The sequence below is a fragment of the Devosia sp. Root436 genome, from assembly GCF_001426345.1.
In the GTDB taxonomy this organism is placed as follows: Bacteria; Pseudomonadota; Alphaproteobacteria; order Rhizobiales; family Devosiaceae; genus Devosia.
Genome location: NZ_LMEM01000015.1, coordinates 160,476 through 172,896, shown reverse-complemented (window position 1 = coordinate 172,896; position 12,421 = coordinate 160,476). Strand labels below are relative to the sequence as shown.

The following is a 12,421-nucleotide window of genomic DNA, read 5'->3' as shown; positions in this document are numbered from 1 at the left end:
CGTCGCATGCGCCAGAAAGCTCGTCATCTTCGCAAACACGGTCCTGCAAAGAGACAAGCCATGGACCGCATCACTTAATGGTTGCTCATGGTGAGGCGGGAGCGCAGCGACCCTCGAACCACGAGGGCGTGGCATTGGCCCGCCGCAATCTTCGCCCCATTCCCGCCGCCAACATTGCCAAGGTTTAATGTTGGCGCAACCTCGCAGAAAGATCGCCCGTTCCATACCTAGGCCCACAAGCTGTTGAGGGCTTGCCGAAGGAGAATGATTACATGCGCTCGACCATTCTGAAGCGTACCAGCCGCTGGCTCGGGGCGTCCGCCCTGGCGCTGCTGGTCGGTATCGGTGGCGTTTCCACCGCTTTCGTCATGACCGGTCAGGCCGCGACTGCCCAGGTGCAGAACGCCGCCCAGATCACGGTACCACAGGCGGCACAGCCGCAGGCCGGCTTTGCCGACCTCGTGGAAGCGGTGAAGCCTGCCGTGGTGTCCATCCTTGTCGAAGCCGAGGAAAGCCCGCGCAACGTGCAACGCCGCGGCGGCGACTTCGATTTCAACTTCCCCGACCTGCCCGAAGGGCACCCCTTCCACGACTTCTTCGATCAGTTCGGTGGCCAGGGCCCACGCGGCGGCCAGGAATCTGCCCCGCGTCACTACATGGCCGCGGGTTCCGGCTTCATCATCTCGGCTGACGGCTACATCGTCACCAACAACCATGTTGTCGAGGATGCAACCAAGGTTACCGTCGTCTTCGACGATGGCACCGAAAAGGTCGCTGAAATCGTCGGAACCGACGAGCGCACCGACCTGGCCGTGGTCAAGATCGATGGCGCGGACCTGCCCTTCGTCAATTTCGAGAGCGATGCCAGCCGCGTCGGCGACTGGGTGGTTGCCGTGGGCAATCCGTTCGGCCTCGGCGGCACCGTTACCGTCGGCGTCATCTCGGGCTCCGGCCGCAATATCGGCGGTTCCAACTATGGCGATTTCCTGCAGATCGACGCCGCGGTGAATACCGGCAATTCGGGTGGCCCGGCCTTCAACACCAAGGGTGAAGTCGTCGGCGTCAATACCGCCATCTATTCGCCCAATGGCGGCAATGTCGGCATCGCCTTCGCTATCCCTGCCGCCACCGTCAAGGGCATCGTCGCCCAGCTGATCGACAGCGGTACCGTGACCCGCGGCTATCTCGGCGTCGGCATCCAGGATGTGACCCGTGACATCGCCGACGGCGTCGGCCTTGCCGATGCCAAGGGCGCTATCGTCAGCAATGTCGCCGAGGATGGCCCTGCCGGCCCGGCGGGCGTCAAGTCCGGCGACATCATCACCGCGGTCGATGGCGACAAGATCGACGACGCGCTCGACCTCAGCCGCACCATTGCCGGCAAGGCGCCCGACTCCACCGTCGAACTGACGGTGTGGCGTGACGGCGCCGAGACCAAGGTTTCGGTGAAGCTGGGCAAGCTCAACGAGGAAGCCCTTGCCCAGGCCGGCCAGGGCCAGAACCCGGTGCCGCCGGCTCCGCTGCCGAGCGAGACCAGCGTCGGGCTGAGCCTGGTGCCCAACGCCGATGGTTCGGGGGGACTGCTGATCCAGGACGTCAAGCCGGACTCGGCTGCTGCCGAAAAGGGTCTGGCCGTCGGGGATGCAATCCTCGAGGTCAACAATACGCCGGTCAACACGCTCGAAGAGTTCGAGGCGGCGCTTGACGCGGTCAAGGCCGAGGGTCGCGGTACGGCCCTGGTCAAGGCCAGCCGCGATGGCAATGATCGCTTTATCGGCCTGCCGCTGGCGGCCGAGTAACATGAGCATGGCCCTGGGGTTCCCCCCGGGGCCTCCTATTCTCACCGGGTCATCCCCGCGAAAGCGGGAATCCCCCTTATGATCGTAAGGGAGATTCCTGCTTTCGCGGGAATGATGCGGTGACAGGGCCAGGGCATGGGAGCGTAGTGGTGAAAATCCTGCTGATTGAAGACGACCGGGAAGCCGCGAGCTACCTCATCCAGGCCCTCGACGAAGCCGGCCACATCACCCATCACGCCGCCGACGGCGAAACGGGCTATGCCATGGCTTCGGGCATGGACTACGACGTGCTCATCGTCGACCGCATGCTGCCGCGCCGGGATGGCCTTTCCATCGTCGAGTCGCTGCGCGCCGAAGACGACAAGACGCCCGTGCTCATTCTTTCCGCCCTTGGCGAGGTCGATGACCGCGTCACGGGCCTGCGGGCCGGCGGCGACGATTACCTGACCAAGCCCTATGCCTTCACCGAGCTGTTGGCCCGCGTCGAAGTGCTGGCGCGCCGCTCCAGCCCCTCCGAAGCCGCTACCAGCTACGAGGTAGCCGGCCTCAGCCTCGACCGGTTGTCGCGCAAGGTCGAGCGGGATGGCGAGACCGTGTTGCTGCAGCCGCGCGAATTCCGCCTGCTCGAATACCTGATGAAGAATGCCGGCAAGGTGGTGACGCGCACCATGCTGCTGGAAAATGTCTGGGACTATCACTTCGATCCGCAGACCAATGTCATCGACGTTCACATGTCGCGCCTGCGCTCCAAGATCGACAAGGGCCACGCGACCCCGCTGCTGCATACCGTGCGCGGCGCCGGCTACATGATCCGCGAGTAGATATTGACCCGCTTCGCCCAACTTTGGCGCACCTCCACGGTCAGGCTGACGGCGACCTTCATCCTGATCTTCTCCATTTTCGCCATCCTGCTGCTGGCCTTCATCACCTGGCAGTCGAGCGTCACCATCCAGCGCCAGCAGGCCGATGACATCGACCGCGAGGTGCGGGTATTGCAGCGCATCGACGCCAACCAGGGCATCCGCGCCTTGGCCTTTGCCGTCGATCGCATTGCCCGCTCGCCGGGCCCGGGCGTCTATTATCTCGGCGACGCGACGGGGCAATACCTGCTCGGCAATGTCACCGATGTACCGGCCAATGTGCTGATCGAGCCGGGCATCTACAGTTTCGACTATGAGCGGGCCAATCCCTTCATCGATCCGCCGCCCGAGAATGCCGATCCCGACGGGCCAGAGCGATCCGGTTTTGCGGTGGTCCGTTCGGTCGAACTCAGCAATGGCATGCGGCTTGTCGTGGGCCGTGACGTGGTGGAGCGTCGCGGTTTTTCCGCCATCATCGTGCAGAGCTTCCTGTTCGGCGTGCTCGGCATCATCCTGTTCTCGGTGGTGGCCGGCGGCGTCACCGCCCGCCGCGTGCTCAAGCGCATCGACACCATCCGCGATACCTCGACCAAGATCATGTCGGGCAATCTCAGCGAGCGCGTGCCGGTGACCCGGCGCAACGACGAATTCGATGGCCTGGCCACCAATCTGAACGCCATGCTCGACCGCATCGAGCAGTTGCTGCAGGGGCTCAAGGAGGTCACCGACAATGTCGCCCACGATCTCAAGACGCCGCTTACCCGCCTGCGCAACCAGGCCGAGACAGCTTTGCGCGATGGGGCCAGCGACCAGACCCGCCAGCAGGCGCTGGAAACCACCATCGCCGAGAGTGACCGCCTGATCCAGACCTTCAACGCGCTGCTGATGATCGCCCGCGCCGAGGCCGGTGCGCCTTCCGGGGCGCTCGCCGATGTCGATATCAGCGCCGTGGTGGCCGATGTGGCCGAGCTCTATGGGCCGGTGGCGGAAGACGAAGGCATCGTGGTGGAAACCGGCATCGATGCGGATGTGCACCTGCATGCCAATCGCGAGCTGATCGGCCAGGCCATGGTCAACCTGCTTGAAAATGCCGTGAAATATGCCAAGCCTGAAGGGGAAGGGCAGGGGCGCATCACCGTCGGCCTGCGCCGGCAGAATGATCGCGTGCTGATCGAGGTGGCCGATAACGGGCCGGGCATCCCCGAAGCCGATCGCAAGCGGGTGTTGGAGCGCTTCGTGCGGCTGGAAAAAAGCCGCTCCGAGCACGGTTCGGGCCTCGGCCTTTCGCTGGTGGACGCGGTGGCCCGGCTGCATGGCGGGGAATTCCGGATCGAGGATAATGCGCCGGGGGTAAGGGCAGTGATCGATCTGCCCACCTGACCTTCTTCCCCTCGCCCCTTGAGGGAGAGGGTGGTTTTCCGCGTCCAGCGGAAAACCGGGTGAGGGGTGCTGCGCTCTCCCATGCTTCGGAGTTCGTGGAGGCAACCCCTCATCCGCCCTTCGGGCACCTTCTCCCTCAAGGGGAGAATGGAAGGTGGTGGCAAGCCCACCTTGCTCGTCGCCTCCCGCCAAGCTATCCCTCGCTCATGGCCATCAAGCTCTCCGCCCTGCCGCCCATATCGACGCCGTTTTTCGATGCCTGGCTGGCTGAACTCCCGTCGGACCAGCGGGCGGCGCTTTCCGCCGCTAGGCCCACTGTCGGCTCGCTGCTCGAATCGGCGCCCTATCTGCTGGCGCTGGCGCAGGAGAACGCCGAATGGCTGGTCGCCACCCTCGCCGATACGGCGGACGGCGCCTTTGCCGACATCATCGATATCGTCGAGACCCTCGGCGGCACCGCATCCAGTGAGGAAGCGCTGGCCCCGGTATTGCGCATCGCCAAGGGCCGCACGGCGCTGCTGGCCGCCATAGCCGAAACCGGTGGCGCCTGGACGACTGCCCAATCCACCGCTGCCCTGTCGGATCTCGCCGATGCGGCGCTCGATGCGGCACTGAACCTGTTGATGCGCCAGGCCGCCGAAAAGGGGCTGCTGGCCATTCCCGCTGCCGAGGCGACTGCCGCCCGATCGGGCCTCGCCATCTTCGCCCTGGGCAAGCATGGCGGGCAGGAGCTCAACTATTCGTCCGATATCGACATCGTAGCCTTCTACGATCCCGACAGGGGCGTGCTCGCCGATCCGTCCGAGGCGACCAAGGTCTATTCGCGCATGGTGCAGCGGCTGGTCGCGCTGATGGAAGACCGGCAGGCGCATGGCTATGTGTTCCGCACCGACCTGCGGCTGCGCCCCGATCCCGGCTCGACCCCCGTCGCCATCTCTTTCGACGCGGCTCTGGCCTATTACGAAAGCCGCGGCCAGAACTGGGAACGCGCCGCCTGGATCAAGGCCCGCGCCTGCGCCGGTGACCTTCAGGTGGGCGAGGCCTTCCTGCGCGAGATGGCGCCCTATGTCTGGCGCAAGCATCTCGACTTCGCCACCATCGCTGATATCCAGGCCATGAAGCGGCAGATCAACATCGCCAAGAATGTCGGCGATATCCGCGTCGAGGGCCATAACGTCAAGCTCGGCCGCGGCGGCATCCGCGAGATCGAGTTCTTCACCCAGACCCAGCAATTGATCGCCGGTGGCCGCGACAAGACCCTGCGCGTCAAGCCCACGGCACATGCGCTGGCGGCCTTGGCCGACGCCAACTGGATCACCCCGAAAGCGGCCACCGAGCTGACGCAGACCTATTGGTATCTGCGCGGCGTCGAGAACCGGCTGCAGATGCTGCGCGACGAGCAGACCCATATCATGCCGGCCTCGGCCGAAGAGGTGGCCATCATCGGACGGCTGATGGGCGAGCCCGACCTGCGGGCCTTCGAAACCAGCTATCGCGCGGCCCTGGAGCGCGTAGTGGGCTATTACTCAGAACTGTTCACCGAAGGCGAGACACTGGGCAGCGGTGAGGGCAATCTGGTTTTCACCGGCAATGACGACGATCCCGGCACGGTCGAGACGCTGTCCGCCATGGGCTTTGCCGACCCGTCCAAGGCCATCGAAATGGTGCGCAAGTGGCACTATGGCAGCTATGCCGCCACCCGCGCCGCCGCCGCCCGGGCGCATCTGACCGAATTGCTGCCCGCTTTGCTGAATACGCTGGGCGGCGCCGGCAATGCCGATGAAGCCCTGGCGAAGTTCGATGATTTCCTGTCTCGCCTGCCGTCCGGCGTACAGCTTTTCGCGCTGCTGCGCACCCATCCCGACCTGCGCACATTGCTGGTCCAACTGATGGCCTCGGCGCCGCGCATGTCCGAGGCGGTGATCCATCGCGCCCATGTCATGGACGGCCTGATCGATCCGGCTTTCGCCAACGAAATCACCCATCGCGATGTGCTGGTGGCCAAGGTCGATGCGTTCCTGGCCGAGTCACGGTCCTACGAGGAGGTCATCGACCGCGCCCGCATCATCGGGCAGGAGCAGAAATTCCTCATCGCTGCCGGCCTGCTTTCGGGCACGGTCAGCGCGGCGGGGGCGGGCGAGCAGTTCGCCGCCCTGGCCGAAACGCTGGTCAATCGCCTGTTCGGCAGCGTCCGCACCGAATTCGAGCGCCGCCACGGCCAGCTTGCTGGCGGGCGCGTCGCCCTGCTGGCCTTCGGCAAGATGGCCAGCCGCGAGATGACGGTGACGTCGGACCTCGATTTTATCCTGCTCTACGATGCCCCCGATGCGGAATCCGACGGCGACAAGCCGCTGACCACCAACCACTATTATACGCGCCTGACCCAGCGCCTCGTCGCAGCGGTGACCTCGCCGACTGCCGAAGGCGTGCTCTACGAGGCCGATATGCGGCTGCGGCCCTCGGGCAATGCCGGCCCGCTGGCCACCAGCCTTTCCGGCTTCCGCGCCTATCACCGCGACAATGCCTGGACCTGGGAACACCTGGCGCTGAGCCGTGCCCGCGTCATCGCCGCCGACAACGCCTTTGGCGCCGAGGTCGATGCTGCCATTGCCCAGGTGATGGAACGTGCCCGTGACGTGCCCAAGACCATCGACGATGTCGTTTCGATGCGTGCGCTGATGGCCAGGGAAAGGCCGGCCCGCCACCCCTTCGATCTCAAGCTCGCCGAAGGCGGACTGGTCGATCTCGAATTCATCGCCCAGTCTGCTCAATTGGTGGCCGGCGCCACCATTGGCCTGCCGCAGGCGCCCACGGTCCGCGTGCTCGCCCGCCTGGCCGAAGCCGGGCTGGTGCCGGAGGGCGCGCGGCTGGCGGAAATCCATGCGATTTATGCAACGGTGCTGCAGGTCATGAGTTCGGCCCTGATCAGCCCCTTCAAGGACGAAGCCTGGACCGGTGCTTTCAAGGAATTGCTGGCGAGCCTGACGCACTATCCCGATTTTGTGCGGCTGGAACTCGACCTGGTGCAGATGCGCGGCGAAGTCAGCGCTGCCGCTGCAAAATGGTATGAAAAGGCGCGGAGGTTGTAGATGGTGCAGCAGAACACGCCAAAATCGGTTCTGGCGATCGGGATCGACCCAGCCTTCGTCGATCTCAGCACCATGCCTGGCTTTACTGCAGACGTTGTGCGGGCCTATCTCGATGCGCAGATCAATCGCATCGCTGAATTCGGCTACGACGTCGAGAGCTGCCTTATCGACCTCGGCGACACGGCCGAACGGGTCGTCGAAAAGGCGCTGCGGTCGAAGTCGTTCGACTGCGTGGTTATCGGTGCGGGATTGCGGGAGCCACCCGAACTGCTGCTGCTTTTCGAGAAGGTGATCAACCTGGTCCACACGCTCGCGCCGGGCGCCAGGATTGCCTTCAATTCCAATCCGACGGATACGGCAGAAGCGGCCGAACGCTGGCTTGGATCGCCGGACTAGGTCTCGGTCCGCCGCATTGTTCGGCATGCTCGATATGCCATTCGATGCGCTGGTCGATATTGGCATTCCTGGGCATGCGGTGCGTTTCGTGCCAATCCCGGTTGATCATGTCAGGCCGCTTTCATGGTTTCCGATGCGGGCAAGGGGAGCGAAATCGCGACGGTCGTGCCCAGTGACGGACTGGAGTCGATAGCCAGGTTTCCCCCGCTCAGCTCGGCTATGGCGCGGGAGATGGAAATACCCAGGCCCGGCCCTATGCCTTCGCGGGTAAAGGTGGAATCGCCCAGCGCAAAGGGCTGCGACAGGCTCGCCAGCCGTTCCTCGCCCATGCCCATGCCGGTATCGGTGATCTCGATGACCACGCCATCGCGCGCGGCGAAGGCGTTGAGCGCCACCTTGCCGCCCGATGGCGTGAAGCGCAGGGCGTTTTCGACAATATTGGCGACCATGCGGGAGAGGCCCAGCCGGTCGCCGTTCACCACGGCCGCACAGGGCTCGCCGAGCATGAAGAGCACACCCGCCCGCGACGCCTGGGCCTGGAAGCGCTGCATGGTGGCATCGAGCAGGTCATCGATGGAAACCGGCTCGCTGCGCAGCGGCTTCTGCCCGCTTTCGAGTTCGACAAGATCGAGAATGGTGGCAAACGACGCCAGCAGGTGTTCGCCCGAGCTCTTGATCGACTGCACATAATCCGCATAGCGCGCATCGCCCAGCGGTCCATAGGTCTGGTGCCGCATCAGCTCGGCAAAGCCGATGATGTGGTTGAGCGGGGTGCGGATATCGTGGCTGAGATGGGCGAGGAAATTGGTCTTGGAGCGGCTGGCGGCCTCTGCCTTGAGCTTTTCCTCATGGTAGCGCCGGGCCAGCAGGCGTTGCTCCTGTCGTATGGCGTGGAGCATGGTGTCGGTCTTCCTGGCCTCGGTCACGTCGCTGATCAGCGTCATGATGGCCCCGTCGCCCAGCGGCCTTTCATCGATCAGCAGGCAGGAGCCGTCTTCGCGGTGCAGCTCCACCACCTTGTTGCCGTCGTCCTCGTTCACCAGCTTGATGTAGCCGCCCATGGTCAGCCGTTTCACCGCGTCGGGATAGCTGGTGCCGAGGCCGATATCGAGCCGGCTCCGATATTGCTCATTGCAGACGATGAGCTTGCCGCTCTTGGTCCAGCAGGCGACACCCATCGGGATCGCGGCTGCCAGCGTGCGGTAATTGTGGCGCTGCACCATGTCGGGCATGTCGTTACGTCGCCGCCGCGCCGCCAGCAGCACGATCAGGCCCACCAGCCCGAACGCCGCCGCGCCCCGCTGGCCGATACCGGACCAGGCACGGGTCTGCTCGGTTTCGAGCGACAGCACGCCGTGCGGCGTTGCCGGTATCCATTGACTGGTCAGGGCATTGCCCGGCGCCGTCGATGGCGCCAGCAGGCTGGCGCGGGCGACGACGGGGAAACGCTGGCTGGAGGCGTTGACGACCGCGCTGGCCGCTTCCGGCGCCATGCCTTCGATTTCCGACGCCAGCACATGACCGACAATGGAGAGCTCGTGGCGGGCATCATCGAAGGTGCGGACTGTGTCATAGACCACGAACAAAGTGGCGGCCGTCAGGGCGGTGAGTACCACGGCGATGGTGATCGGGGAAAAGCTGATGCGGAACGGCTGCGTCGAGGGCATTTGCCCCCCGCTCACCGGGCGGCGCAAACCCGCCCGAACCTTGCCAGCGCCGAATCCGGTAACGCTGGCGCCGGATGCCTCCGCCGACCACATATAATTCTCCCGATCTGTAAGGCTGTAGCAGCCCGCCCGATTTGCCCTTTAACAAACAATGAATCACCCCGACTCGCCTGTCCAGACCCCCTTCCGGTGGCCCGGAGGGGCGTTCTGCAAAATCGCGAGTCGTCAGAATCACTTAGCGGTGAAGAAAAATTCTTCTAACAATGGTGGAGGTTTAGGGCGCCGGGCAGGGCGGCCTTATCCCGCCAGCATGCGTGTCAGGATGTCAGCGGTGTTCCGGCTCAGCATGCCACTGGCGGAGAGGCCCGTCAGCGCAGCCTTGGCCGCCTCGCGGCGGGTGCTTTCCAGCATCGGCCAGATGCGGAACCCGGTCAGCACCCGTGCCGCCACCTGCGGATTGACCTTGTCGATCTCGGTGACGAAATCGGCCACGAAACGGAAGCCGGCGCCGTCGGCGCGGGCGAACTGCGTCGGGTTGTTCATGACGAACGTGCCCACCAGCGAGCGCAGCCGGTTGGGGTTGGTGCGGGGGAAAGCCGGATCGGCCAGGATCGCCTTCATGTCCTCCACCACACCATCGCGTGGCGCCGCCGCCGTCACGCTCAGCCACTTGTCCAGCACCAGCGGATCGCCGGCGAACCTGGTCCGGAAGTCGGCCAGCAGGCGGGGTGCAAGCTCGGTCGTGCCGTAGACGCTGGCCGAAAGGGCGGCCAGCCGGTCGGTCATGTTGCTCGCCCCGTCATACTGCTGGGCCGCCAGCAGCGCAGCGCCGGAGGCTTCACTGGCGATGAGCAGACTCAGCATACGGTTGCGCAAGGCGCGACGGCCGGTGCTGGCCGGATCTGGTGCATAGGGGGCGGTGCTGGCCAGCGCGTTATAGGTAGCGAGCATCGGCCGGGCCAGCGGTTCGAATACCGCCCGCAGCAGCCTGTTGCGCACGGCATGGATTGCGTCGGGGTCGATATCCTTGCCGATAGTGCGGCCGATCAGCTGCTCGTCCGGCAATGCCAAAGCCAGGGCTTTGAAGGCGTTCTCCAGGGTATCGCTGGCCAGCGTGTCGCCCATGGCCTGGCTCAGTGCCGCCACGGCCGCATCGCTCCACGGCTTGCCCTGCACCGCATCGACGGCCAGCGCCATGCCGACATCCTGCAGGGCCTGCCAGCGGTTGAACGGATCGCTGTCATGCCGCGCGAGGAACAACTGGTCGTCCTGGCTCGCGCCGGTTTCGAGGATTACCGGGGCCGAAAAGCCGCGCAGCAGCGACGGCACCGGCCGGCTGGGAATGCCGGTAAAGGTCACCTCGGCGGCGCCATCCTTGAGCACGATCATCTCGTCGCGCACTTCGGCGCCGCTGACCCCGCTCCAGCCCATCGGGCTGCCATTGGGGCCGATCAGCCCGAACTTGATCGGCAGCACCAGCGGCGCCTTGGTCGGCTGCCCCGGCGTCGGCAGGGTCTCCTGCTTGAGCTTGAGCGTATAGGTCTGCTTGTCGGCGTCGTAGTGCTCGGCCACGTCAAGCCGCGGCGTGCCCGCCTGCAGGTACCAGGTCTTGAACTGGTCGAGGTCGATATCGTTGGCCTCGGCAAAGACGGCGAGGAATGCCTCGATGGTCGTGGCTTCCCCGTCATGCCGCTCGAAATAGAGGTCCATGCCCTTGCGGAAGCCGGCTTCGCCCAGCAGCGTCGCCAGCATGCGCACGATTTCGGCGCCCTTTTCGTAAACCGTGGTCGTGTAGAAGTTGTTGATCTCGCGATACTGGTCCGGCCGCGGCGGATGGGCCAGCGGCCCACCATCCTCGGGGAACTGCGCCGAGCGCAAGGTCACCACGTCCGAAATGCGTTTCACCGCCCGGCTGCGCTCGTCGCTGGTGAATTCCTGGTCGCGATAGACCGTCAGCCCTTCCTTGAGGCAGAGCTGGAACCAGTCGCGGCAGGTGATGCGGTTGCCGGTCCAGTTGTGGAAATATTCATGGGCGATGACCCGCTCGATGCCGTCATAATTAGCGTCGGTGGCAGTGTCCGGCTGGGCAAAGACCAGCCGGTCGTTGAAGATATTGAGGCCCTTGTTTTCCATCGCCCCGAAGTTGAAGTCGCTGACGGCCACGATGTTGAACACGTCGAGATCGTATTCGCGGCCGAAGCGGCGTTCGTCCCAGGCCATCGAGCGCTTGAGGCTGTCCATGGCCCAGAGGCACTGGTTCTCCTTGCCATGCTCGCAATAGATGGCGAGGGCCACTTTGCGGCCGGAGGCGGTGGTGAAGCTGTCCGATATCGAGCCCAGATCCCCCGCTACCAGCGCGAACAGATAGGCCGGCTTGGGGAAGGGGTCTTCCCACACGGCATAATGCAGCCCGTCGCCGGCATCGCCTTTGTCGATCAGATTGCCATTGGCCAGCAGCACCGGCGCCAGGTCGCGCGGCGCCGTCATCCGCACCTTGAACACCGCCAGGTTGTCCGGCCGGTCGAGATAGTAGGTGATACGCCGGAAGCCCTCGGGCTCGCATTGCGTGCACCAGGTGCCGCTGGAGCGATAAAGCCCCATCAGCTTGGTATTGCCCTCGGGCTGGATGGTGACTTCGGTTTCCAGCACGAAGCGGCGCAAAGGCGGCTGGACCACGGTGAGGCCATTGGCATCGGTGGCATAGGCCGAAAGCGCCAGCGGCAGCCCGTCGATGGCGATGGAGCTCAGGTTCAGCTCGTCGCCATCAAGCACCAGCGGCGTGCCCGGCTCGGTGCCCTCGCGCGGCTCCACCGTCAGTTGCGCCCGCACCCGCGTATTGTCGGCGCCGATCTTGAAATCCAGGTCTACTGACACGATCCGGTACGGGCTCGGTGTGTAGTCCTTGAGAAAGATGGTGTGTTCGGTTTCGGTGCGCATGTACTTTGTTCCGCAAAATCGTCGGTCTGAAATGTGTCTGCGCCGCAACAGTAGACTCGGCGCTTTCGTGTATCCTGATCGGCCAGCGACCGCTTCGGTCCACTCTTCTACGCCAATTGGGACGGCATTGGGGAGAGGGCTGTTGACGGTTGCGGCACGCTGCTCCTCTGCGCCAATTGTGGGCGTATCGAGCGCGGTATCCGAAATTCCCGGTCGGCATCGCATCGGCCCGTTCGTCCTGGTTCCATGGGCTGGAATCGGAGACGCCGTCTTCGCGATGCGGCCATGGGCAA

The 12,421-nt window shown here is 64.6% G+C and carries 7 protein-coding genes; 5 read left to right on the top strand and 2 right to left on the bottom strand.

Features of this window, described 5'->3' with window-relative positions:
* The first annotated feature begins 272 nt into the window (after positions 1-272).
* From ASD04_RS18245 to ASD04_RS18225, 5 genes are all read left to right on the top strand, one after another.
* Positions 273-1,799 carry a Do family serine endopeptidase gene (locus tag ASD04_RS18245; RefSeq protein WP_056260107.1) on the top strand — a complete coding sequence of 509 codons (1,527 nt, stop codon included), beginning with the start codon at positions 273-275 and terminating at the stop codon, positions 1,797-1,799.
* Positions 1,800-1,948: 149 nt separating this feature from the next.
* Positions 1,949-2,620 (top strand): response regulator transcription factor, encoded by a 672-nt coding sequence (locus ASD04_RS18240; protein ID WP_056260105.1) that lies wholly within the window; start codon positions 1,949-1,951, stop codon positions 2,618-2,620.
* A 3-nt stretch (positions 2,621-2,623) separates the two neighbouring features.
* Complete coding sequence (locus tag ASD04_RS18235) at positions 2,624-4,039, top strand: ATP-binding protein (RefSeq protein WP_056260103.1); 1,416 nt, start codon at positions 2,624-2,626, stop codon at positions 4,037-4,039.
* Between the two features lie 206 nt (positions 4,040-4,245).
* Entirely contained in the window at positions 4,246-7,128 is a 2,883-nt protein-coding gene (locus ASD04_RS18230) for a bifunctional [glutamine synthetase] adenylyltransferase/[glutamine synthetase]-adenylyl-L-tyrosine phosphorylase (protein WP_056260101.1), read from the top strand.
* On the top strand, positions 7,129-7,524 hold the full coding sequence (locus ASD04_RS18225) for a hypothetical protein (RefSeq protein WP_056260099.1): 396 nt from the start codon (positions 7,129-7,131) through the stop codon (positions 7,522-7,524).
* A gap of 110 nt (positions 7,525-7,634) precedes the next feature.
* Here the strand turns inward: ASD04_RS18225 and ASD04_RS18220 are convergent, their stop codons facing one another.
* Both ASD04_RS18220 and pepN read right to left on the bottom strand, forming a co-directional pair.
* Entirely contained in the window at positions 7,635-9,191 is a 1,557-nt protein-coding gene (locus tag ASD04_RS18220; protein WP_162245160.1) for a PAS domain-containing sensor histidine kinase, read from the bottom strand.
* Positions 9,192-9,488: 297 nt separating this feature from the next.
* A complete protein-coding gene (pepN, locus tag ASD04_RS18215) occupies positions 9,489-12,128 on the bottom strand; it encodes an aminopeptidase N (RefSeq protein ID WP_056260095.1) in 2,640 nt (879 codons plus the stop codon).
* Between the last annotated feature and the right edge of the window lie 293 nt (positions 12,129-12,421).